The following is a 22246-nucleotide window of genomic DNA, read 5'->3' on the forward strand; positions in this document are numbered from 1 at the left end:
GTTAGTGAACAATCTCCTTACCGGCAATGTCACCGGTGGTCTCGTACTCCCCCAGCTGAGCGATACGCCGGGCGTGGCGCTCCTCGTCGGAAAAGGGTTCGGCAATAAATGCGTCAATGAAGCCCGTGGCTTCCTCGATGGTGTGCTCGCGCGCACCGATGGAGATGACGTTGGCATCGTTGTGCTCGCGGGCAACCTTGGCGGTACTGAGGTTCCAGACGAGGGCCGCGCGCGCACCCGTCACCTTGTTGGCGGCCATCTGCTCCCCGTTACCGGAACCACCAAAGACCACGCCCAGCGCCTCGATTCCCGCGTTACGATCGGCGACGACGGCCGCAGCCGCGTTGATACAGAAGGCAGGGTAGTCGTCGAGCGAGTCGTACGACGTGGGTCCGTGATCGATGACCTCGTGGCCGAGGCCACGCAGGTGCCGGATGAGGTGATGGCTGAGGTCGAGACCGGCGTGGTCCGTGGCGATGTGAATGCGCATAGGTGCAGTCTATTAAGCGGTGGCGATCATGGTGTCCGACACGTCGAAGATGGGGTCCCGCGTGCGGCTGCGCTTCAGCTCGAAGAAGCCGTCATAACTGGCCAAGGCAACTACACCGTCCCACAGGGCGAGGGCCTGATCCCCCATGGGTGCGGGAGAGATGACGGGACCGAAGAAGGCCACGTCGTTGATGGCGATGACGGGGGTTCCCACGTCCTGGCCCACACGATTGATGCCATCGAAGTGGCTGGCACGCATTTGAGCATCAAACTCATCGCTGTCGGCGTGGGCAGCAAACTCGGCGGGCAGCCCCACGGCGGCCAGCGCCAGAGAGATGACCTCGTCGGAGTCGGTGTTGGAACCCAGGTGGATCTCGGTACCGAGAGCGTCATAGAGGGGCTTCACGATTGCCGCTCCATGCAGCTCCTGGGCCGCCTGAACGAGGCGCGTGTAGCGCAGTGCCCGAGGCAGGAAAGCGCGATACTCATCGCTCACATCGTTGTTCTCGTTGAGGACGGCAAGACTCATCACCCTCCACTCCACGTCGAATTCGCGAAGCCTAGCGACCTCATCGACCCAACGGGAGGTCATCCAGGCCCAGGGGCAGGAGGGATCAAACCAGAACTTCACAGAATCAGACATATGTCCACCCTAGCCACGCTCCCTGAACGTCTCCGCTTGAGGTTTCTCGATTAGGGGGGCCTGTTTTTAAGCGGTAGCGTCGATGGGTTGAAAAAATCTGTCGAGTGCAGAACAGCTTCATGTCGCAAGCAATTGATCTCCACGGGAGCAATCCAAATGCCCAATGACCATAGTTCGTTAGCACAAACATCCGGTTCAGCCGGTTCGAACAACCGCACAAAAAAGCCGCTGTTGAAGCGCCGGTTGAAGGTCTCCGACGTCAACGTCGTCGACAAACCCATCATGAAACGTGCCCTGGGTGGCACCATCGTCGGAAACACCATGGAGTGGTATGACGTGGGTGTTTTCGGCTACCTCATCACCACCATGGGTCCGGTCTTTCTGCCCGAAGCCGACACATCCGTTCAAACGCTCTTTCTGCTCGGAACCTTCGCCGCAACCTTCTTCGCCCGCCCCCTCGGTGGCGTTTTCTTTGGCTGGCTCGGTGACCGTATTGGTCGCCAGAAGGTGCTCGCCACCACTCTGATGCTCATGGCCGGCTCTACCTTTGCCGTAGGTATTCTGCCGAGCTACGCCCAGATCGGAGTGTGGGCTGCGGCCCTGCTGGTCTTCGTCAAGCTCATTCAGGGTTTCTCCACCGGTGGCGAGTACGCCGGGGCCACGACCTTTGTCAGCGAGCACGCCCCTGACAGCCAGCGCGGGTACTTCGCCAGTTTCCTGGATATGGGCAGCTACATCGGTTTCGCGTTGGGCGCCTCCCTCGTGTCCGTGCTGCAAATCGTCCTCGGCCAGTCGGCCATGGAGGAATGGGGCTGGCGTCTGCCGTTCCTCATTGCCGGACCGCTCGGCCTTATCGCCATCTACTTCCGGATGAAGATCGACGAGTCCCCCGCCTTCCAGGCGACACTCGACGCTCAGCACGAAGCGCAGAAGAATCCGGCGGGCGCCAACGCGGACACTCCCAAGGGCCCGCTGGCCATCTTCAAGGCGTACTGGCGCAACATCATCGTCGCCATGATTCTTGTCGCTGCCGCCAACACGGTGGGTTACGCACTCACCTCCTACATGCCCACGTATCTCACCGAAAATAAGGGCTACGACGAACTGCACGGTACGGCACTGACGATTCCAATTCTGATTGCGATGTCGCTCTGTATTCCGCTCGCCGGAAGACTCAGCGACCGCATCGGGCGCCGTCCGGTGCTGTGGATCGGCGCCGCGAGCACCGTCGTGCTCTCGACCCCGGCCTTCCTTCTGATCGGAGTCGGTGAAGTCTGGTCCACGCTGCTTGGACTCGCGCTCATCGCCTTCCCGGTGACGTTCTATGTGTCCAATCTGGCGAGCGCGCTTCCAGCGCTCTTCCCCACCGCAAGCCGCTACGGGGCCATGGGCATCTCGTACAACTTTGCGGTGGCCATCTTCGGCGGCACTACGCCGTTCATCATCGCCGCACTGATCGTGTCGACCGATAACGACATGATGCCCGCGTATTACCTCATGGGCACCTCGGTCATCGGTGGAATCGCGATCTTCTTCCTCAAGGAATCGGCCAACCGGCCGCTCCCGGGTTCGATGCCCAGCGTGAACACCGACGAAGAGGCCCATGAACTCGTCAAGGGTCAGGATGACAATCCTCTCCTCGACACCGACGAGATGCCGTTCGACGCCACCTTTGAGCCGCCGACCTCAGCAATTCCCGTCCAGGAGCCAGCCAAGGTCTGACCAATGGAATGAGACAGCGGATGCCGCGAGCCCGACGGGGCCCGCGGCATCCACTGTCTGTGCGGGGTCGCACCCCGCGGATGTAGAATTGTCTGATGATCACCGAGCCTGACACCGCAGCCGATACCCTAACTGCCCCAGCAGGCTCCCCCGACATCTCTGGTGACGGTGCTATCGACAGTGCTGTCGATGACGACGCGGGCTTTGCCGGCATCGATCCCGCGGAGATGGCCACCACCCTGCGGGTTTTGGCGTCGCTGAGCAACATCGACCCGGAGGACCCGGACTTCGTCACGGTGCGTCAGGCCACCGCCAAAATGTTCAAATCGGTGAAAATAGCCCGGCGCGGAGAAAAGCGGGCGGCAATCAAAGACGCCGACCGCGAGGTGATTGCGGCGACCGCCACGGGTGCACCCACCCGCATCGACGACGAGACCCGGGGCGCTCAGCTCTCTCTCGGCACGACCGCTGCCACGGCCGGAGAGCTTCTCGTGCCCCGTGCCTGCTACATCTGCAAGCAGAAGTACACCCTCGTGGATGCCTTTTATCACCAGCTCTGCCCGAGCTGCGCGCTGATGAGCCACGCCAAGCGTGATGCCCGCACCGATCTCACCGGCAAGCGCGCCCTGCTCACCGGTGGCCGCGCCAAGATCGGCATGTACATTGCCCTGCGCCTGCTGCGTGATGGTGCCCACACCACGGTCACCACGCGTTTTCCCCGTGATGCCGTGCGTCGCTTCGCGGCCATGCCCGATGCGAGTGACTGGTTGCATCGCCTCCGCATCGTGGGGATCGATCTGCGCGACCCGGCCCAGGTGATTGCCTTGGCCGACTCGGTGGCTGCGAGCGGCCCCCTCGACATTCTGATCAACAACGCGGCGCAAACCGTGCGCCGCTCGCGCGGGTCATATTCGCCGCTCGTCGAAGCCGAGGACTCTCCCCTGCCCGACGGTCCTCTGCCCGAGATCGTCTCCTTCGGGCATACAAACGACGCGCATCCGCTGGCCCTTGCCGCATCGGTGTCGGGTCACCCCCTACTCGCCGCAGCCGCGGGCACGGGCGCGCTCACTGCCGACGATCTCACCCGACTCGCGCTGGCCCCCGGGTCATCGTCCCTCGAGCGACTTGCTGCGGGAACAGCCATCGACGCCGGCGGGCTCGTGCCCGATCTGCATGAGGTGAACAGCTGGACGGCCAACGTTCAAGACGTGGATCCGCTCGAGATGCTGGAAGTGCAGCTGTGCAACACGACCGCACCATTCTTGCTCGTGAGCCGCCTGCGTGCCTCGCTCGCGGCATCCACTGCCCGGCGCACGTACATCGTGAACGTGTCGGCGATGGAGGGCGTGTTTGGCCGGGGTTACAAGGGTCCCGGGCATCCGCACACAAATATGGCCAAGGCTGCCCTCAACATGCTCACCCGCACAAGCGCCAAGGAGATGCTTGACGATGGCATTCTCATGACGAGCGTGGACACCGGCTGGATCACCGACGAGCGGCCGCACCCCACCAAGATTCGCCTCGCTGAGGAGGGCTTTCACGCTCCCCTTGACCTGGTGGACGGCGCGGCGCGGGTCTACGACCCGATCGTGCGCGGCGAGGCCGGCGAAGACCTGTGCGGTGTCTTCTTGAAGGACTACCAGCCCGGCGCCTGGTAGCGGCGCACCTCCACACGTCTAGGTTTCGAGCCAGTGCAGTGAACGGCCGTGAGGCTGGGTGAAGTCGAGGGGTTCGCCGTCGAGGGCGAGCACAAAGTCGGATGCCGCGGTGGGCAGGGCGCCGGCCATCGCGGACAGTAGTTCCGCTATTCCCGGAACCACGCCCTGACTTTCATTTGAGAGCCAGTGAACGGGCAGTGCCGCGAGTTGCTCCCTGAAGCGTCGCTTCGCCTCATCGTCGAGGTAGAGCAGCACGGCCGTATGGAATACGACGATTGTGGCGTGGGCCGGGGCCCGCGCCACCAGCGCGGCAAGCTGTTCGTTGAGGTCTCCGCGCACGATCTCCACCGTTTCTCGGCGCGCCAGCTCGATCGCCGCCCGCAGTCGCAGTCGACGGTCCTCGTGCTCCGGCCAGATCAGTGCCTCGAGCCACTCCACATCCTCGGCCGAATGAACGTCGAGGGGGTTCAGATCTATGCCGGCCCGCCACACGACCTCGGGTAGGCGCGGCGGAATCGGGACCGCGCCGGAGACCGAACACTCGAGCACCACCGAACTTGGTCCGCGTGCGGGGTGCAGAAGGCGCTCGCTGCCGTCGTCAGAGCGGTACCGGTAGCTGTATCGGTCGGGGTGCAGGCAGAGACCAGCGGATGCGCCCACCTCGATGAGCGCGAGCGGCCCGGACAGGGCAGCGAGCGCCGGCAGCAGTGTGGCGCACCGCCCCGCCTCATTGGTCTGCGTGTCATGGGTGAGGCAGACAGCCTCCACCTCGAGCCAGTGAGCGGAAAGGAACCCCGCGAACTCGACATACGATGCGGGTGCGGCACCGCAGAACCGCGCCGCACTGAAGACCAGAGTGGGGTGCCGTTTCGACGCGGGCAAGCGATCGATGAGCGCAAGGATCCGAGGATCGTCAGCGACCCCGCTGGCCCACTCCACATAACAGGCACTAATCCCCCGTGCTTCGACCTGCGCGAACTGACGGTACCGATCGGGCGTCGACGCCCGAGGATCACTGCTCGTTGTCACGACAACACAGTAGCGACGGCCGAACAGCAATGACGGTTAGGCTTGATATCTATGCAACGGTGCCCGTAACGCCAACGTGTACTTATTATTCGTGAATTGAAATGGAGAACCTGTTGCCAGGAGAAAACCTCACCCGCGTCGAAGCTCAGGAGCGCGCCGCGATCGTCAGCGTGCACAACTACGACGTAACGCTCGATCTCACGACCGGCCCGGAACTTTTTGCCGCCACCACCACCGTCACGTTCGCAGCAACGCCGGGGGCGTCCACCTTCATTGATGCGATCACCCGCACAGTGCACAGCGTCACCCTCAACGGTGTGGCCCTTGATCCCGCCGTCGTCAGCGACGGCATCCGCATTCAGCTTGACGATCTCGCCGCAGAGAACGAGTTGACCGTTGTTGCCGACGCTATTTACACCAACACCGGCGAGGGCCTGCACCGCTTCGTCGACCCCGTCGATAACGAGGTCTACCTCTACAGCCAGTTCGAGGTTCCCGACTCGCGCCGCGTATTCGCCGTCTTCGAGCAGCCGAACCTGAAGGCCACGTTCACGTTCACCGTGACGGCCCCCGAGGCCTGGCAGGTCATCTCCAACTCCACCACGCCCGAGCCGACACCGGCCGGCGACGGCAAGGCCACCTGGGCTTTCGCTCCCACGCACACCATTTCGAGCTACATCACGGCCCTCGTGGCCGGCCCGTACGCCGTGGTACGCAGCGAGCTCACGTCGAGTGACGGACGCATCATTCCCCTCGGCGTGTTCAGCCGCAAGAGCCTCTCGGAGTACCTGGACGCCGATTACATCATCGAGAAGACCACTCAGGGCTTCGCCTACTTTGAAGAGAAGTTCGGTTTTCCGTACCCCTTCGACAAGTACGACCAGATGTTCGTTCCGGAGTTCAATGCGGGCGCGATGGAAAATGCGGGCGCCGTGACGTTCACCGAGACGTACATCTTCCGTTCCAAGGTCACCGACGCCATCAAGGAACGCCGGGTCGTCACCATTCTGCACGAGCTCGCTCATATGTGGTTCGGCGACCTCGTCACCATGACCTGGTGGAACGACCTGTGGCTCAACGAGAGCTTTGCCGAGTGGGCATCCACCATCGCCACCGCCGAAGCCACCGAGTGGCACGAGGCGTGGACCACCTTCGCCGTCATGGAGAAGAGCTGGGCCTACAAGCAGGACCAGCTGCCCTCCACGCACCCCGTGGTCGCCACCATTCGCGACCTTGACGACGTGCTGGTGAACTTCGACGGCATCACCTACGCCAAGGGTGGCTCCGTTTTGAAGCAGCTCGCCGCCTGGGTGGGCATCGAGGCCTTCTTCACCGGCGTCGGCTCCTATTTTCAGAAGCACCAGTGGGGCAACACCGAGCTCCGCGATCTGCTCGTTGAGCTCGAAGCCGCCAGCGGCCGTGACCTCACCGAGTGGGCCCAGCTCTGGCTCGAGACCGCCGGCGTCAACACCCTGCGCCCCGAGATCACGGTCGACGCCGAGGGAACCATCACGGGCTTCGCCGTGCTGCAGACCGCAACCGCCGACTACCCCACCATTCGCCCGCACCGCCTCGCCATTGGGTTCTACAACCGTGATGCCGCGGCCAAGCTCGTGCGCACACATCGTGTTGAGCTCGACGTCGATGGTGCGCGAACGGATGTCGCCGAGCTCGTTGGTCAGGCCCGTCCCGACCTCGTGTTGCTCAACGACGACGACCTCACCTACGCCAAGGTGCGTCTGGACGAGGCCTCGCAGGCCGTTGCACTGCAGCACCTGGCCGCAATCGAGAGCCCGCTGGCTCGTGCGATCGTGTGGGGTTCCGTCTGGGACGCTACCCGCGATGCCGAGACCTCGGCGCGTGACTTCGTGCGTCTGGTTCTGAACAACGTGGAGACAGAGACCGAGTCGACGACACTGCGCACCGTTGTGGGGCAGCTGGTGCTCACGGCGTCGTCCTATGTGGCCGAAGAGCACCGCGCCCAGGTCACCACCGAGGTGGCCGACGGCCTGTGGGCCCTGGCCGCGGGAGCCGCTGCCGGAAGCGACGCCCAGTTCCAGTTCGTGAAGTTCTTTGCGTCTGTTGCCGAGACCGAGGAACAGCTGGCACACATTGCCGGTCTGCGCTCCGGCGCCGAGACGCTGGCTGGCCTCACGATCGACACCGATCTGGCGTGGGAACTCCTCATTGCTCTGGTCGCCGGAGGCAAGGCCGTGGCGGCGGAGATCGATGCGGCCCTCGCGAGCGATAACACCGCAACGGGTGCCCAGTCGGCCGCTCTGGCCCGAGCAGCGGTTCCCACCGCGGAAGCCAAGCTCGCCGCCTGGTCCTCGCTCATTGATGTGGATACCGCAGCGACGACAATCGTGCGCACAACGGCCGCTGGATTCCTGCGGGTGAACGATCCGTCGCTTCTGGCGCCGTTCCAGGAGAAGTACTTCGACATGCTGCAGTCGGTTTGGGAGGCACGCAGCTTCTCGATCGGTGAGAAGCTCGTGATCGGTCTCTACCCGTCACCGCTTAACAACCAGGCTCTCGCCGATGCCACGCACGCGTGGCTGGCCGCGAACGCCGAGCCGGCCGCACTGCGCCGCCTCGTCGTGGAGAACCTGGCCGGAGTGGAGCGTTCACTCGCCGTGCAGGCCCGCGACGCGCAGTAGCACCATCGCACTGTAGTTCCATCGCACTGTAGTTCCATCGCACTGTAGCTCCGTCGACGAACGACGTAGCTGAAAAGATACGCCCCGGTTCACGCCGGGGCGTATCTGTTTTCTCAGCCGGCACGCACACTCAGGGTTCACCTGAGAGCGTCTGCGTAGACTCGGATCACTATGGATACATTCTGGGCCGCCGTGGCCACCTTCCTTTCCAGCGATATCTGGATGGAGACGTGGCAAAACCTCTTACAAATCCTCTTCATCGTCCTGATCGCCTTTGCGGTGCGCTGGGTGCTCCAGTTCGTGATCCGTCGTGTCGTTCAGCAGATCGTGTCCGGTGTGAAAAAGACCCAGAAGGTTGATGACACCCAGGCGCTCAGTGTTTCTCCACTGGCCGCCGTGCGGGTCGTTCAACGGTCACGAACTCTGGGCTCCGTGCTGGCCAACATCGTGAACGTCTTCATTCTCATCACGGCCATCCTGATGATCGTGCAGACCCTGAACGAGAACATTCTCGGGTCGTTCGCCCTGCTGACAGCCGCGATCGGTGCCGGCCTTGGTTTCGGTGCGCAGAACATTGTCAAAGACATCTTGAACGGCCTCTTCATGGTTGTCGAGGACCAAATCGGGGTAGGCGACATTGTCGACGTGGGATTCGCCACCGGCATCGTGGAATCCGTGGGAATTCGAATCACCCAGATTCGTGATCTTGACGGCACACTCTGGTTCGTGCGAAACGGCGAGATTCTGCGGGTGGGAAACATGTCACAGGGCTGGGCCCGTGTCATCATCGACCTCGCAATTCCCTACAGTTCCAATGTGGAGGCCGTGCAGTCCGAACTGCTGCGGGTGGCTACTGCACTCGCCTCAAGCCGCAAATGGAGAGCCTACATCCTCGAGAAACCCGAGATCTGGGGGCTTGAATCCATCACCGCCGAGGCCCTGGTGACGCGGCTCGCCGTCAAGACTCGGGTGGCCGTCAAGTGGGACTTCGCCCGTGACCTGCGACTGCACCTGAAGAAGGCTCTGGATGGCGTGGGCGTGTCACTCACCCCCCTCAACAGTGTGGTCATGACCGGCCCGGACGGAACTCTCGGTGGCACGGAGTTGTATGAGGCTTCGACAGTGGATGCCGCTGCGGAAGCCGCCGCCGCCGTGCCCGATGCTGTTGTGGATGCTCGCACCGCCCCTGTTCCGGTGAAGCGCACCACACGGGCGCCACGAAAGCCCCGAGTCAAGGCCGCCGAGAGCCCGCTTGATGGCGTCGAGCCGAAAGCATCCGAGATACCCATCATCCACACCGCACCAGACCCGGAGACCCGCGATGACAAATGAACCAGCCGGAGTGCACCTTCGTAGTGAAGAGAACGGCGCAGCCGTGATTCCCACGTTCTATGACGAGGTGGGAGGGCGAGCCTTCTTCGAAAAACTCGTGCACGAGTTTTACCGAGGAATTGCGGCGGACCCGGTGCTCAAGCCGATGTACCCCGAAGATGACCTGGGACCGGCCGAAGAGCGTCTGGTGATGTTTCTCGAGCAGTTCTGGGGCGGCCCGGGCACGTACAGCCAGCAGCGCGGACACCCGCGGTTGCGGCTGCGACACCAGGGCTTCAAGGTCAATCCCGATGCGCGGGACCGCTGGCTCGGTCACATGAAGGTTGCCGTCGACTCCTGCGACCTGCCGCCGCTGCAGCGCGAGACACTCTGGGACTACCTCGACCGCGCGGCGCACGCCATGGTCAACACGTTCGACGACTAGCGTTACCGAACGCTGTCGCCGACCCGTGTGGAGGGTACGCCGCGCACCGCGCCGGTGGCGCTAGACGCTGACCTCGGAGAGGGCGCTGGCTGCAATGATGGCCCCTGCGCTTTCGATGCCCATCCGGATGGCACCGTCCACATGCTGGTAGCCGTGTCCGGCGAGGTCACTGCAGGAGAATGACAGCGGGCCCACCGGAGTGCGCAGGTCGGCGCCGTACCGGGCGAGACCACCGAGGTCGAAACTCGCGGCATAGGCGCCGCGGGTCCACTCTTCGGTTCCCCAATCGCTCTCGTAGTACACCACCGGGTTCAGCGCTTCCGGGCCGTAGTAGTGCGAGAGCGACGTGAGGATTGCGGTCTTGCGATCCGCTGCGCTCAGGCCGAAGAGGGCATCCGCTTGCTCGTCGGAGACAAAGCCCACGAGGGTGCCGCGCGGGTCCTCGAAGTTGGTGTTGTCATAGGCCTCATGCACGAGCTCGTAGGGGCTGAACGCGGTTCCGGACAGGTCGTCGGTGCGCCAGAACGGGGTCTCGTAGACCGCGTGAACCTTGATCACGAAACCCATCGACAGGTGCTGGTGCAACTGCTGCTGGCGGCGCGGCAGGGGCGGGTCGAAGCTGATGCGGCTGATCAGGGGCGGCGGCACGGCAATGATGGCGTGGCGGGCCGTGACCGTGAGATCGTCGGAGATGGCGGTAACGCTGGTCTCGCTCCAACGCAGGCTCCGCACGGGCTGGCCGAGGTGCACGTCGTCGCCCAGGTTCGCAGCCAGCAGCAGAGGAACCTGCTGCAAACCACCCACCACGCGCTCGTCAAGAATAAAATCGGCGTCGACAAGATTGCTGAACGATCCCGCGCTGGCAGCCATGAGCAGCGCCTGCAACGCCGAGAAGGCGTGTGCCGGCTTCGTCAGCATGGCTCCGGCAATGAACATGCTGATGTTGTCGTGTGCCTCGACATCATCGGTCTGCGTCTCCAGCCACCGGCTGAAGGAGATAGCGTCGAGTTCCGCAGCCTGCGGGTGCTCCCACGGCCGGTCGGGGTTCATCTGCGACACGAGCACGTCGAGCTTCTCGATCAGGGTAAGAATCTGCTGCTCGGTGGCCGCGGGTACCGGAAAAATCTCACCCTCAAAACGGCTGACCGTGCCGGCTTTGTTGATGTATACATTCTTGCCGGCGCGGTACCGCGGGTAGGTGTCGAGGCCCAGCTCGGTGAGGGTGCGCTTGAGCGCGAGCTGGTCGGGCGATACCCACTGGCCGCCGACCTCGAGCATCGCGCCCTCGATGGTGTCTGTTAAGAGGCGGCCGCCCACGCGGTCTCGGGCTTCGAGCACGGCAACGGTGAGGCCGGCCTTCCGTAGTTCGGTGGCGGCCGTGAGACCGGATGCCCCGGCTCCAATGATGACGACGTCACGGGTGATCTCGTGCATGGTTACTCCTAGAAAATTCACGGTGCAAGAAAAAAGGTGTTCGTGCTGCTCGAAGACGGGGTGCTGAACACCCTCATAATTCTACGTTTGTGGCAGGCCACAAAATGCTCAGCTCAGGGCCAGCGCATCCCCCACGATGTGCAGACCCTCACGCAGCAGATCGTCGGAAATGCTCAGTGGCGGCAGGAAGCGGATCACGTTGCCGTAGGTACCGCAGCCGAGCAGAATAACGCCCTCCGCGTGGGTGGCAGCGATGACGCGGGCGGTGAGCGCGGCATCCGGCTCATTCGTGTCGGGGTCAACCAGCTCGATTGCCATCATGGCACCACGCCCGCGAACTTCGGCAATACGTGGGTCGGCGGCGGCGAAGGCACCGAGGACGTCGGACATGACGCGACCGATCGCGGCGGCACGCTCAACGAGATGGTCTGCTTCGTAGGTTTCGATCGTGGCGAGCGCTGCGGCGCAGGCGAGCGGGTTGCCACCGTAGGTGCCGCCGAGGCCACCGGCCTGCGGTGCATCCATGATGTCTGCTCGACCGGTGACGGCCGAGAGCGGGAGTCCCCCGGCGATACCCTTCGCGGTGCAGATCAGGTCGGGAACGATGCCCTCGTGCTCGCTGGCGAACATGTGGCCGGTGCGGGCGAACCCGGTCTGAATCTCATCGGCAATGAACACCACGTTGTTGGCGCGGCACCAGGTGAGCAGCGTGGGAAGGAACCCCGCGGCGGGCACGATGAAACCGCCCTCACCCTGAATGGGCTCAATAATGACGGCTGCGAGGTTGTCTGCGCCGATCTGCTTCTCCATCTGCAGAATGGCACGTCGTGCTGCCACGGCGCCGTCGAGGCCGCCGTCGCGGAGCGGATACGACATCGGCGCGCGGTACACCTCGGGTGCGAACGGACCAAAGCCGTTCTTGTACGGCAGGTTCTTCGCCGTGAGGCCCATCGTGAGGTTGGTGCGCCCATGATAGGCGTGGTCAAAGGCGACAACAGCCTGCTTGTGGGTGAAGCTGCGTGCAATCTTCACGGCATTCTCCACGGCTTCGGCGCCGGAGTTGAAGAGCACGCTGCGCTTCTCGTGATCGCCCGGGGTGAGCCGGTTCAGGGTCTCGGCAACCTCAATGTAGGAGTCGTAGGGTGCCACGCTGAAGCAGGTGTGCGTGAACTGCTCGAGCTGGGCCGTGACGGCCGCCACAACACGCGGTGCACTGTTGCCGACGCCGGTGACCGCGATGCCTGATCCGAGGTCGATGAGGGAGTTACCGTCCACGTCAACGAGCACGCCGCCGCCGGCGGCCACGACATAGACCGGCAGGGTGATTCCCACTCCGGCGGAGACCGCCTGTGCCTTCCGCGCCTGCAGTGCCTGCGACTTCGGGCCGGGGATGCGGGTCACCAGGCGGCGCTCCTGCGGGAGGCTGGGGCCGCCAAGCGGAACGGTGGATGTGCTGGTCTCGACGACGGTCATGACGGCTCCATTTCTGCGACACAGGGACATCAACGCACTGCGGCCCTCGATGCCAGTTGAGTTATAGTAGGCGGGTGACGATGCACGCATCGGTGCCGGTATGTACAACGTGAGAACCGCAATTATTCACACTGTACACTCGGCTCATGTCTCCATCCATAGCCCCGCCGCTGCTGCCGTCGCTGCGCCGTCTCCTGGCCCAGCCGAACCTGAACGTGCGACTTCTCACGGCGGAAACTGCCCTTCCACCCGGGGCGCTCGACCGGCCGGTTGACTGGGTGCACAGTTCCGATCTCCCGGATCCGACTCCGTTTCTCTCCCCCCACCAGATGCTGCTCACCACAGGCCGCCAATTTGCGTTCGACACGATGACGGATGCCGTTTATACCGACTACGTGCAGCGCTTGACCGCTCACGGTATCTCCTGCCTCGGTTTTGGGACGGAGGTGATCCGGGATGGAACACCCGATGCCCTGATTGCCGCGTGCCTGGCCGGAGGCATGCCTCTCATCGAGGTTCCCTACGACACTCCTTTCATCGCCGTGGCCCGTGCCGGTGGTGACCTCGTCGCTGAACTCCGGTTCGCCCGGGATACCTGGACGCTCGGCGCCCAACGGGCCATCTCTCTCGCTGCACTCCGGCCCGACGGCCTCAGCGCCACCCTCAGCGAACTGTCGCGCCAGCTCGGCCACTGGGTAGCCCTGTTCGACTCGAATGGAGTCCTCAATCAGGTATTCCCCCGCGACACGTTTAGCGGGGCGTCGGCCGCTCGTGGTTCCCGTGACCGGGCGCAGCAGGAGGCCGAGCGAATACTGCGCCGCGGCCAACGCGCCAGCCTCACCGTGACCGATCACGGCGAGACGCTCAATCTGCAGACGCTCGGACGCCGCGACCATCTGCGGGGCGTGCTCGCTCTGGGCGGCCAGACCACGCTCGACCCGGCCAGTCAGGAAGTCGTCACGAGTGTGATTGCCCTCGCCGGCCTCGCCCTGGAGCAGAACACCGCCCTCGGGCACGCCCGCGGTCACCTGCGTTCGGGTCTGCTGCAGACACTTCTCGGCGGCCAGGTTGAACTGGCCACCACGGTGTCGACCGAGCTCTGGGGTGCGTTCCCCGAGGAACCCGTGCGCGTCGCGGTCAGCGCCACTTCCCCCGAACGACTGGACGCGGTCACCGACTTTCTCGAACTAAGAGCGGCGGAGCGCAACGGGCACCTGTTTTACGCTCGACTGGGCACCAGCATTGTCCTGTGCATCGACTCCCATTCCCACAGCGTCCTTCGCGAACTGGTCGGTTTCGGTCTGCACGTGGGCCTCTCCGACCCGACCGTCTTCAGCTCACTATCCGGGGCCCTCACCCAGGCTCGCCAGGCGTGGGACCGCTCACGCGAGGGCGAACCGGGGATCACCCCGTTTGATGCGATCTCCCGGCAGGGCGTTCTCGCCTTTCTCGCCAGAACGGATGCTTCCGCCGTCGGTCGCGCGGCCCTCGCGCCCCTCACCGATCACGATGCAGCGACGGGCAGCACGCTCGTGCACACCCTCCGGGTCTGGCTCGAAGCGAACGGCCAATTCACTCCCGCCGCTGCCGCACTCGGGGTTCACCGGCACACCGTGCGCAACCGGATCGGTCAGGTGGAAGTGTTGCTCGCACGCGACCTGAGTGGTTTCCACGCGCGCGCGGACGCGTGGGCGGCGCTCCTTGCAAGTAACGTCGCAGCTACAGCCGGCGACGCACCAGCACGTGGCCTCGGGTCGTGGTCAGGCGCGTCCACGGACCCGTCTCGAACACCAGAACAGGGTCATCGTCGCTGAAGAATCCGAGGCTGAGTGCGGCGAAGGCCGCTCCGGCCGGAATCCCCGGTAGGCCCTCGACGGGCCGTCCCCAGATCTCGGCTCGAACGCGCTCAACAATTTGTTCACCGGTGCCCGTGGGGATGACGGAGGCGACCTCCTCGATTCCGGCGTGGGCTGCCGTGATCAACAGCGCGGCATCCGCTTGTCCGATGGGGAGCCAGCCGCCGGTGGGCGGTGAGATACCGGCCCAGCTTGCTGTTCCCGCTTCAAGCGGCAGCGGAACAACGACCGGGGTTTCCGGTGTCATGGGCTCGGTCTGCAGGCGTGCGATTCGTTCGAGCACTCCGCGCACCGGCACCACGCGGTCGATGTCACCGGGCTCGGTGAGGGCGAAGGTGCGAAGCCCCAGCACCGTGGGGCTGGCGTCCAGCAGACCCCGCGGGTACAGGATTCCGGTGTATACAGCAAGCACCCCGCCAACGGCCGTGAGGCGCACGCTGCCATCGAGAACTCGAGCGGCTCGGGCGAGGTACACCTGAAGGTCGCTGACGGACTGGGGATCTGTGAGAGAAAATGACTGGCTCATCTGCTTCTAAACTACCAAGGTAACCAATCACTTCCCACCGCCGCACGGCGCATGCCTGAGGAGGCCCCTTGTCGAAGCCCATGGAAGGCCTGCTGGCCGCCCTCGACCTCACGGACACCGGCGCTCGCACCAACGAAGACATCTTCACCGGACCCTCGCAGTGGATGCCGCTTGGGCGCGTTTTCGGCGGGCAGGTGCTGGCTCAGTCGCTCGTGGCGGCAATGCGTACCGTTCCAGACGATCGGCATGTGCACTCGATGCACGGCTATTTTCTGCGTCCCGGCGACGTGAATCACCCCATCACCTTCTCGGTGGAGCGCGTTCATGACGGGCGCTCGTTCTCGACCCGGCGCACACAGTGCTATCAGAACGGCCTGCCGATCCTGTCGATGATCGCGTCGTTCCAGGATGAGGACGAGGGTCTGGAACATCACATCGAGATGCCGACCGACCTGCCTGACCCCGAGTCGCTCCCCACGGCAGCCGACAGTTTGGCGCAGGTGGACCACTCGGTGGCGCGGTACTGGGCGAGCGAGCGCCCCTTCGACATGCGGCACGTCCCGTCACCCATCTATCTGTCCGTCAACGGGGAACACACGGCGAAGCAGGCGGTGTGGATGAAATCTCTGGGTCGTCTCCCCGACGATCCTGACCTGCACCGAGCAGCGCTCGCCTACGCGAGCGACTACTCGATCATGGAGCCGGTGCTGCGTCGCCACGGCACACCGTGGTCGACGCGTGGCCTCAAGGTGGCGAGTCTCGACCATGCCATGTGGTGGCACCGATTTGGTCGGGTTGATGAGTGGCTGCTCTATGTGCAGGATTCTCCCTCGGCCCAGGGCGGACGCGGCCTCAGCACGGGCAGCATCTTTTCGCGGGCGGGTGTGCTGCTGGCCACCGTCGCGCAAGAGGGTATGGTTCGAGTTCCCAGCAATGAGGAGTAACACGTCATCATGAGTCCCGCAAAAAATCTGAATCCGTCTGGCCTGAGCCGTCGTAACGTGATCGTTTGGGGCGGTGCCGGCGTTGCTGCGGCCGCTACCGTGGCGCTCGTCGGGTGCAGTACCGGCAGCGGTGACGACTCGGCCACCACGGGTCCGCCGACCGAAATTGCTCAGCTGTCCGATATTCCGGTGGGAGGTTCGATCGTGGTCATGGCAAACGGCCAGCAGATCGTACTGTCCCAGCCCGAAGCGGGTACGGTGACGGCGTTCAGCGCTGTGTGCCCGCACCAGGGGTGCCTTGTAGCCGGCAGGCAGGGTGAGCTGGTGTGTCCCTGCCACCGGTCACGGTTCGATACATCCACCGGAGACGTGCTGCAGGGCCCCGCCACCCGCGCTCTGTCGGCGGTCGACATCACCGTAGACGGCACCACCATCAGCACGGCCTAGAACACGCCGTCCCGATTCAGGTGCCAACCGGCACGCTGGATTCAGCGGCGGGTGAAGACAATCGGCTCGTCGAGGTAAGGCTGCCAGGCCGCACGCTCAACATCGTTGATACGTCGCGGCCGTTCAGTCGCGGAATCCACCAGCACGATGGTGGTGTTCGCCCGCGCGTACAGTGTCGCCTCGCCGAGGCCCGCCGGACCCCACACCTCATAACACACGTCGAGGCTGGCTCCGCCGAGCTTGCCAATCCACAAGCGCACATCGATAGGATCACGCAGATACGGGATCGGCGCCAGATACTCGATCTCCTGGCGTGCAATCAGCGTGAGGGTCGCCGCACCCGGGCGTCCATCGAGCACCGCCGTGCTCTGGCCGACCGCGGTCGAACCGGTGTCATCGTTCACCCAAAATGCAATGATGCGGGCCTCCTCCAGGAGGCGCAGCATCTCTGCATTGTTGACGTGACCGTAGGCATCCAGGTCCGACCAGCGCAGTCGAATGGGCACGTGCAGCTTCATCTGGAAACCTAGTCCCGCGTGAGCTTGCGGTACGCGGAGCGATGAGGCTTCGCAGCATCCGCTCCGAGGCGTTCGATTTTGTTCTGCTCGTAGGACTCGAAGTTACCTTCAAACCAGTACCAGTTGGCCGGGTCGTCCTCGGTGCCCTCATAGGAGAGGATGTGGGTGGCCACCCGGTCGAGGAACCACCGGTCGTGTGTGATCACCACGGCGCAGCCCGGGAACTCCAGCAGCGCGTTCTCGAGTGAACCCAGGGTTTCCACGTCGAGGTCGTTAGTGGGCTCGTCGAGGAGCAGAAGGTTACCGCCCTGCTTCAGGGTGAGCGCAAGGTTCAGGCGGTTACGCTCTCCACCGGAGAGCACACCGGCCTTCTTCTGCTGATCGGGGCCCTTGAAACCGAAGGTGGACACATAGGCGCGGGACGGGATCTCGGTCTTGCCGACCTGAATGTAGTCCTGGCCGTCGGAGACAACCTCCCACAGCGTTTTATTCGGATCGATTCCGCCACGGTCCTGGTCCACGTAGGAGATGTTGACCGTTTCACCGATCTTCAGGTCTCCACTGTCGAGCGGTTCCTTGCCTACGATGGTCTTGAACAGCGTGGTCTTACCCACACCGTTCGGACCGATGATTCCCACGATGCCGTTACGCGGCAGGGTGAAGCTCAGGTTGTCAATGAGGAGGCGACCATCGAAGCCCTTTTGCAGCTTCTGGGCATCGATCACCTGAGCGCCAAGGCGCGGTCCCACGGGAATCTGAATCTCTTCGAAGTCGAGCTTGCGGGTGCTTTCGGCCGCGGCTGCCATTTCTTCGTAGCGGGCCAGACGCGCCTTCGACTTAACCTGACGGCCCTTGGCGTTGGAGCGGACCCACTCGAGTTCGTCGGCGAGGCGACGGGAAAGCTTGGCGTCTTTCTTGCCCTGCACGAGCAGACGTTCCTGCTTCTTCTCAAGGTAGGTCGAGTAGTTGCCCTCATACGGGTAGAGGTGGCCGCGGTCGATCTCGGCGATCCACTCGGCTACGTGGTCGAGGAAGTACCGGTCGTGTGTGACGGCCAGAACGGCGCCCGGGTACTTGGCGAGGTGCTGCTCGAGCCACAGCACGCTCTCGGCGTCGAGGTGGTTAGTGGGTTCGTCAAGAAGCAGCAGGTCAGGCTTTTGCAGCAGGAGCTTGCAGAGTGCAACGCGACGCTTTTCACCACCGGAGAGGTTGGCAACGGATGCGTCCCCCGGCGGAGTGCGCAGGGCGTCCATCGCCTGCTCCAGCTGAGAGTCCAGGTCCCACGCGTCGGCTGCGTCAATGGCCTCCTGCAGGTGACCCATCTCTTCCAGCAGGGTGTCAAAGTCGGCGTCGGGCTCGCCGAGCGCGAGGCTGATCTCGTTGAAGCGGTCGATCTTCTCCTTGATTGGACCGACACCCTCCTGCACGTTCTGCAGCACGGTCTTCGACTCGTCCAGCTGAGGTTCCTGCATGAGGATTCCCACGCTGTAACCGGGTGAGAGACGCGCCTCACCGTTGCTGGGGGTGTCGAGGCCCGCCATGATCTTGAGGATGGTGGATTTTCCGGCACCGTTCGGACCCACGACGCCAATCTTGGCACCGGGGAAGAACGACATGGTGACGTCGTCGAGAATGAGCTTCTCGCCGATCGCCTTTCGAGCGCGGACCATTGAGTAAATAAATTCGGCCATAGTGTTTACCAGTCTATTTGGCGCGTGACCCCAAAAAGACACGTTCCGGATGCGAGGACGGGTGCCACAAGGCTCTGGTACCCCCCGGAAGCCGGACCGAACTGCCCGATCAGGCACTCGTCATTGAACAACACCGAGAATTGCACGGAGTCCGCAGCCAGGTCTGTGGGTGTGCGGTCAAAGGTGAGCTGCATCGCTGTCTTGTCAAAGCCAGCCCCCACGAGCGCATCAATATAGGCTCGACCGTCTGCAGGGTTGGTTGCGGCCACCGCACTCGCGATGGAGTCAAAGAACTCCAGATTGGCCGCTGCGGACTGCTCCGGCTGAAGGCTCAATGCGGGAGCGGGTGTCTCTGTTGGGGGTGTGCTGGCCGGTACATCAGAACCTGCGGTTGCCGTCGCGCTGGGCGACGAACTCGGTGACGGGGATGCTGCGCTGCATGCAGACAGGGGCAGCGCCATGAGGAGAAGCGCTGACCCCACCAGAAGCCGTGAACGGTGCGCGTGTTGTGCAGTGAGCATTCGCGTCCTTTCACAGCCACATTCGTGGGCGTGCTATGAGTCTAGGGCGGCGAGCCGATCGAAGGATCCGGCCTCGTCGGACGGCAGAAAGCCGTCGCCGACACCGTTTGGTGCGGTGACGAGGTGCTCCGACTGCTGCTGACCTGGCTGCTGACCCGGACCCAGAGCCTCACGTGGCGGCGTCGACACGGTGGTGCGTTCGACTGGTGTGCGCTGCACTGCTGTGCGCACGGAATTTGTGGTGCACCAGGTGAGGTCAGGACCCAGCGCATCGGCGTCCACATCGATGGAGGTGCCACTGCGGTCACCTTTCGACCACTCGTGCACCTTCAACCGCCCCACGATAACGATGTGTTCTCCTTTATACAGGGACAATCGGGTATTGAGAGCGAGCTGGCGATAGGTGGAGACCGAATACCAGTTGGTCTCCGACTGCACCCAGGATTGTGTGGCCCGATCGAATCGGCTCTGCCCGGACGCCAGCCGGAACGACGTGATGGGAAGCCCCGACTTCACCTGATGTTGGGGTTCGGTGGCGATAACGCCGAGCAGGGTAATGGTGTCGTACATGCGAGCTCCCTTTTTCGCTGAATTGTGGAGTGCGACCCGGGAAGGCCACTCGTGCCGTAATTGCCTGCCCGGGTCGCACAGAACGAGTGTGTAACCAATCCACCGCCCATGCCGAGGCGATGGGGCTCTGGTGCACAACCACGGGCAGCTGTCGATTGTGGAGGACTGAGGCAGTCTCGCGCCAGTGTCGGTGGTCCCTCTTACTGTCGAACAAAGACCCACGGACACCATTTCGGAGGCAGACATGATCAATGAACGATCCCCGCATACCGGCCCTGCGTCAGCCGCACCCGTGATGCTCCTGCCGGTGCGAAGCGACCTCTGGCGGGTGGTAAGTCGCTCCAGTGCTGTTCTTGGCCACATTGAGCGCCAGGCCGAACCCGGGGGTGACCGATTCGAGGCGCGTCGCCTGGTCTTCGCCTCGCGCTTGGTTCCGGTGGGCCTGTTCTGCCGTCTCGACGACGCCGCAGACTGCTTTCGATGATTTGTCGCAAATCGAGAAGGCACGCCGACCGGTTGCCGAGATTCGTCGTCACACGCAGGTAAAGTGCGGCTCATGGAATTGTGGAATAAGTTCGTATCCTGGCTGACGGCCGTCAGCACCGAGCCCGTTGTTTTCAGCGCACTCGTGTTCGTGATCGCGATTGTCGTGGCAAGCGTTATCACCGCGCTCATCTTCCGAGCCACGCTTCGTCGACTGCTCGATCAGCGCGATCGCGAGATTCGCACCGCAGCAATCGCAACCCTCGTCGACGCCGCAACCGAGGCATCCGTGTGGAATTCACTGACCCCGCAGGAACAGGTGATGAGCGACCGGGCCGTTGGTCAGGCCGACATTCAGGTGCGACTGCTCCCGGTGAAGGGCTCCGGTGTTGCTGCAAACTGGGCCGCCCACCAGCTTGCCGAGCTGAAGCGCACCTCGGCCACGTTCGGCTATCAGCTTGAGCCGGCTCTGCTGGAGTTTCGCGACCGTCTGATCGATTGGCAGAAGCGACCCGCGCGCGCTCGCAAGATTTTCCAGGGGGACCTGGACCGCTGGGTGTTGCAGAATTCGCACTCCGATAAGAGTCTTCTGGCCGAGCAGGACGCGTGGGTGGCGCAACAGCATCACGACCAGTTCAGTGCGGGGAGCAAGGGTACGGGCGGCAGCAGCGCCAGCGCACAGACCGTGGATTCAACCGGCGCCTCGGCGACCACCGCACAGTACGCGCCGATCACCGTAGCTCCCGTCAACAACGGTGGATACGCGGCTCCCACTCAGGCCTACACGCGCTCCGCCGCGTCAACCGACACTCAGCGTCTGCTCGATGACGTTGAAGCCCTTGACGTTCGGCAGGGCCCCACGGCCTCCTAGCTCTTCTGAACTGCGGCGCTTCTGAACTACAGCGGTACCGAACTACAGCGGTACCGAACTACGGCGGTACCGAGCTACCGAGCTACCGCCACCAGTCGTCGAAGAGTGACGGCGGAACCCGGCGTTTGTGCTCGGTCGCCAGGTAGCGCACCTCAATGGCTTCGGCGACCTCCTCGGTTACCGACTTACCCTCCAGGTAGTCGTCGATGCTTGCGTAGGTGAGACCAAGATTGGCCTCGTCCGTCTGGCCGGGGTTGTGATCGAGGAGGTCTGCTGTGGGCAGCTTGAGGTAAAGCTGTTCGGGTGCACCGAGTTCCTTCAGCAGGGCCAGTCCTTGCCGCTTGTTGAGCCCGGTCAGCGGCAGCACATCGGTGCCTCCGTCGCCGTATTTGGTGAAGAATCCCGTGACGGCCTCCGCGGCGTGATCGGTACCCACAACGAGGAATCCGCGCTGGCCCGCAAGGGCAAACTGCGCAATCATGCGTGCCCTGGCCTTCACGTTGCCCTTCGTGAAGTCCGACATGGGCGTTCCCGTACTCACCAGGTACTGTTCTTCGAATCCCACGACGGATTGTTCGATATTGACGGTGACCGCCTCGGTGGGTGCGATGAAATCGAGGGCGAGTTGGGCATCCGCCTCATCCCGCTGCACCGCATACGGTAGCCGGACGGCGAGGAAGGTGGCATCCAGCCCCTCGCTCCTGAGTTCCGCGACGGCCAGAGAACAGAGTCGCCCGGCGAGGGAGGAGTCTTGGCCCCCGCTGATACCGAGCACGAACCCTGTCGCACCGGTGCTGCGCAGGTAGTCCTTGAGAAAGGTGACACGGCGCCGTACTTCGGCGGCCGGATCAATGGTGGATGAAACGTTGAGGTCCGCGATGATTCGCGCCTGAAGTTCTCGCATGTTTCAATCTACCAACCACGGTCTGCTCTTCGTGGGCCGCCAGCTTGGAAC

Annotated in this window: 21 protein-coding genes; 10 read left to right on the forward strand and 11 right to left on the reverse strand. The window is 63.5% G+C overall.

The features are described from left to right. Position 1: 1 nt before the first annotated feature. Positions 2 to 490: a ribose-5-phosphate isomerase gene (locus H4V99_RS10730; RefSeq protein WP_280678123.1), complete on the reverse strand. Its 489-nt coding sequence runs from the start codon at positions 488 to 490 to the stop codon at positions 2 to 4. Positions 491 to 502: 12 nt separating this feature from the next. Then, complete coding sequence (locus H4V99_RS10735; RefSeq protein WP_280678126.1) at positions 503 to 1132, reverse strand: DsbA family protein; 630 nt, start codon at positions 1130 to 1132, stop codon at positions 503 to 505. A gap of 156 nt (positions 1133 to 1288) precedes the next feature. Between H4V99_RS10735 and H4V99_RS10740 the strand changes: the two genes are divergently transcribed. Both H4V99_RS10740 and H4V99_RS10745 read left to right on the forward strand, forming a co-directional pair. Then, positions 1289 to 2854 carry an MFS transporter gene (locus H4V99_RS10740; RefSeq protein ID WP_280678128.1) on the forward strand — a complete coding sequence of 522 codons (1566 nt, stop codon included), beginning with the start codon at positions 1289 to 1291 and terminating at the stop codon, positions 2852 to 2854. Positions 2855 to 3081: 227 nt separating this feature from the next. Next, positions 3082 to 4512 carry an SDR family oxidoreductase gene (locus tag H4V99_RS10745; RefSeq protein WP_280680078.1) on the forward strand — a complete coding sequence of 477 codons (1431 nt, stop codon included), beginning with the start codon at positions 3082 to 3084 and terminating at the stop codon, positions 4510 to 4512. Between the two features lie 18 nt (positions 4513 to 4530). Here the strand turns inward: H4V99_RS10745 and H4V99_RS10750 are convergent, their stop codons facing one another. Beyond that, the gene (locus H4V99_RS10750) at positions 4531 to 5541 is read right to left on the reverse strand and encodes a DUF2332 domain-containing protein (RefSeq protein WP_280678130.1); all 1011 of its coding nucleotides are present in this window, start codon (positions 5539 to 5541) and stop codon (positions 4531 to 4533) included. Positions 5542 to 5654: 113 nt separating this feature from the next. Here H4V99_RS10750 and pepN point away from each other — a divergent pair, with 113 nt between their 5' ends. The 3 genes from pepN to H4V99_RS10765 all read left to right on the forward strand — a co-directional run bounded on the left by pepN (position 5655) and on the right by H4V99_RS10765 (position 9957). Further along, positions 5655 to 8201 carry an aminopeptidase N gene (gene pepN, locus H4V99_RS10755; protein WP_280678132.1) on the forward strand — a complete coding sequence of 849 codons (2547 nt, stop codon included), beginning with the start codon at positions 5655 to 5657 and terminating at the stop codon, positions 8199 to 8201. A gap of 222 nt (positions 8202 to 8423) precedes the next feature. After that, positions 8424 to 9533: a mechanosensitive ion channel domain-containing protein gene (locus tag H4V99_RS10760; RefSeq protein WP_280680079.1), complete on the forward strand. Its 1110-nt coding sequence runs from the start codon at positions 8424 to 8426 to the stop codon at positions 9531 to 9533. Continuing rightward, on the forward strand, positions 9523 to 9957 hold the full coding sequence (locus H4V99_RS10765) for a globin (protein ID WP_280678134.1): 435 nt from the start codon (positions 9523 to 9525) through the stop codon (positions 9955 to 9957). Before H4V99_RS10760 ends, H4V99_RS10765 begins: the two co-directional genes overlap by 11 nt. A 60-nt stretch (positions 9958 to 10017) precedes the next feature. On the opposite strand, the gene H4V99_RS10770 is transcribed toward H4V99_RS10765, so the two are convergent. Further along, entirely contained in the window at positions 10018 to 11391 is a 1374-nt protein-coding gene (locus H4V99_RS10770) for an NAD(P)/FAD-dependent oxidoreductase (protein WP_280678136.1), read from the reverse strand. A 108-nt stretch (positions 11392 to 11499) separates the two neighbouring features. Continuing rightward, complete coding sequence (gene gabT / locus H4V99_RS10775; RefSeq protein ID WP_280678138.1) at positions 11500 to 12864, reverse strand: 4-aminobutyrate--2-oxoglutarate transaminase; 1365 nt, start codon at positions 12862 to 12864, stop codon at positions 11500 to 11502. Between the two features lie 146 nt (positions 12865 to 13010). Between gabT and H4V99_RS10780 the strand changes: the two genes are divergently transcribed. Next, entirely contained in the window at positions 13011 to 14678 is a 1668-nt protein-coding gene (locus H4V99_RS10780) for a PucR family transcriptional regulator (protein WP_280678140.1), read from the forward strand. On the opposite strand, the gene H4V99_RS10785 is transcribed toward H4V99_RS10780, so the two are convergent. Next, positions 14584 to 15246, reverse strand: a complete 663-nt coding sequence (locus H4V99_RS10785; protein ID WP_280678142.1) for a hypothetical protein — start codon at positions 15244 to 15246, stop codon at positions 14584 to 14586. The two genes, H4V99_RS10780 and H4V99_RS10785, sit on opposite strands and share 95 nt — an antisense overlap. A gap of 80 nt (positions 15247 to 15326) precedes the next feature. Here H4V99_RS10785 and H4V99_RS10790 point away from each other — a divergent pair, with 80 nt between their 5' ends. Further along, on the forward strand, positions 15327 to 16190 hold the full coding sequence (locus H4V99_RS10790; protein ID WP_280680080.1) for an acyl-CoA thioesterase II: 864 nt from the start codon (positions 15327 to 15329) through the stop codon (positions 16188 to 16190). Positions 16191 to 16199: 9 nt separating this feature from the next. Next, positions 16200 to 16637, forward strand: a complete 438-nt coding sequence (locus H4V99_RS10795) for a Rieske (2Fe-2S) protein (protein ID WP_280678144.1) — start codon at positions 16200 to 16202, stop codon at positions 16635 to 16637. A gap of 41 nt (positions 16638 to 16678) precedes the next feature. Here H4V99_RS10795 and H4V99_RS10800 read toward each other — a convergent pair whose 3' ends face one another. The 4 genes from H4V99_RS10800 to H4V99_RS10815 are packed head-to-tail and all read right to left on the reverse strand — an operon-like array spanning position 16679 to position 19937. Beyond that, positions 16679 to 17155, reverse strand: coding sequence for a thioesterase family protein (locus tag H4V99_RS10800; RefSeq protein ID WP_280678146.1), 477 nt, complete (start codon positions 17153 to 17155; stop codon positions 16679 to 16681). 8 nt (positions 17156 to 17163) lie between these two features. Beyond that, a complete protein-coding gene (gene ettA, locus H4V99_RS10805) occupies positions 17164 to 18846 on the reverse strand; it encodes an energy-dependent translational throttle protein EttA (RefSeq protein ID WP_280678148.1) in 1683 nt (560 codons plus the stop codon). Positions 18847 to 18851: 5 nt separating this feature from the next. After that, a complete protein-coding gene (locus H4V99_RS10810) occupies positions 18852 to 19367 on the reverse strand; it encodes a hypothetical protein (RefSeq protein WP_280678150.1) in 516 nt (171 codons plus the stop codon). A 33-nt stretch (positions 19368 to 19400) separates the two neighbouring features. Then, positions 19401 to 19937 carry a single-stranded DNA-binding protein gene (locus tag H4V99_RS10815; RefSeq protein WP_280678152.1) on the reverse strand — a complete coding sequence of 179 codons (537 nt, stop codon included), beginning with the start codon at positions 19935 to 19937 and terminating at the stop codon, positions 19401 to 19403. Between the two features lie 244 nt (positions 19938 to 20181). Here H4V99_RS10815 and H4V99_RS10820 point away from each other — a divergent pair, with 244 nt between their 5' ends. Next, positions 20182 to 20421 (forward strand): DNA mismatch repair protein, encoded by a 240-nt coding sequence (locus H4V99_RS10820; protein ID WP_280678154.1) that lies wholly within the window; start codon positions 20182 to 20184, stop codon positions 20419 to 20421. A gap of 72 nt (positions 20422 to 20493) precedes the next feature. Further along, positions 20494 to 21291 carry a hypothetical protein gene (locus tag H4V99_RS10825; RefSeq protein WP_280678156.1) on the forward strand — a complete coding sequence of 266 codons (798 nt, stop codon included), beginning with the start codon at positions 20494 to 20496 and terminating at the stop codon, positions 21289 to 21291. A gap of 82 nt (positions 21292 to 21373) precedes the next feature. Here H4V99_RS10825 and nadE read toward each other — a convergent pair whose 3' ends face one another. After that, a complete protein-coding gene (gene nadE, locus H4V99_RS10830) occupies positions 21374 to 22195 on the reverse strand; it encodes an ammonia-dependent NAD(+) synthetase (RefSeq protein WP_280678158.1) in 822 nt (273 codons plus the stop codon). Positions 22196 to 22246 lie beyond the last annotated feature (51 nt).

This window comes from Cryobacterium sp. CG_9.6 (assembly GCF_029893365.1).
GTDB lineage: Bacteria > Actinomycetota > Actinomycetes > Actinomycetales > Microbacteriaceae > Cryobacterium.

Excerpts from the sequence above, each read along its gene's own strand:
- H4V99_RS10730 (WP_280678123.1), bottom strand. The coding sequence starts at position 490 with ATGCGCATTCACATCGCCACGGACCACGCCGGTCTCGACCTCAGCCAT.
- H4V99_RS10735 (WP_280678126.1), bottom strand. The coding sequence starts at position 1,132 with ATGTCTGATTCTGTGAAGTTCTGGTTTGATCCCTCCTGCCCCTGGGCC.
- H4V99_RS10740 (WP_280678128.1), top strand. The coding sequence starts at position 1,289 with ATGCCCAATGACCATAGTTCGTTAGCACAAACATCCGGTTCAGCCGGT.
- H4V99_RS10745 (WP_280680078.1), top strand. The coding sequence starts at position 3,082 with ATGGCCACCACCCTGCGGGTTTTGGCGTCGCTGAGCAACATCGACCCG.
- H4V99_RS10760 (WP_280680079.1), top strand. The coding sequence starts at position 8,424 with ATGGAGACGTGGCAAAACCTCTTACAAATCCTCTTCATCGTCCTGATC.
- H4V99_RS10765 (WP_280678134.1), top strand. The coding sequence starts at position 9,523 with ATGACAAATGAACCAGCCGGAGTGCACCTTCGTAGTGAAGAGAACGGC.
- H4V99_RS10770 (WP_280678136.1), bottom strand. The coding sequence starts at position 11,391 with ATGCACGAGATCACCCGTGACGTCGTCATCATTGGAGCCGGGGCATCC.
- gabT (WP_280678138.1), bottom strand. The coding sequence starts at position 12,864 with ATGACCGTCGTCGAGACCAGCACATCCACCGTTCCGCTTGGCGGCCCC.
- H4V99_RS10780 (WP_280678140.1), top strand. The coding sequence starts at position 13,011 with ATGTCTCCATCCATAGCCCCGCCGCTGCTGCCGTCGCTGCGCCGTCTC.
- H4V99_RS10785 (WP_280678142.1), bottom strand. The coding sequence starts at position 15,246 with ATGAGCCAGTCATTTTCTCTCACAGATCCCCAGTCCGTCAGCGACCTT.
- H4V99_RS10790 (WP_280680080.1), top strand. The coding sequence starts at position 15,327 with ATGGAAGGCCTGCTGGCCGCCCTCGACCTCACGGACACCGGCGCTCGC.
- H4V99_RS10795 (WP_280678144.1), top strand. The coding sequence starts at position 16,200 with ATGAGTCCCGCAAAAAATCTGAATCCGTCTGGCCTGAGCCGTCGTAAC.
- H4V99_RS10800 (WP_280678146.1), bottom strand. The coding sequence starts at position 17,155 with ATGAAGCTGCACGTGCCCATTCGACTGCGCTGGTCGGACCTGGATGCC.
- ettA (WP_280678148.1), bottom strand. The coding sequence starts at position 18,846 with ATGGCCGAATTTATTTACTCAATGGTCCGCGCTCGAAAGGCGATCGGC.
- H4V99_RS10810 (WP_280678150.1), bottom strand. The coding sequence starts at position 19,367 with ATGCTCACTGCACAACACGCGCACCGTTCACGGCTTCTGGTGGGGTCA.
- H4V99_RS10815 (WP_280678152.1), bottom strand. The coding sequence starts at position 19,937 with ATGTACGACACCATTACCCTGCTCGGCGTTATCGCCACCGAACCCCAA.
- H4V99_RS10820 (WP_280678154.1), top strand. The coding sequence starts at position 20,182 with ATGATCAATGAACGATCCCCGCATACCGGCCCTGCGTCAGCCGCACCC.
- H4V99_RS10825 (WP_280678156.1), top strand. The coding sequence starts at position 20,494 with ATGGAATTGTGGAATAAGTTCGTATCCTGGCTGACGGCCGTCAGCACC.
- nadE (WP_280678158.1), bottom strand. The coding sequence starts at position 22,195 with ATGCGAGAACTTCAGGCGCGAATCATCGCGGACCTCAACGTTTCATCC.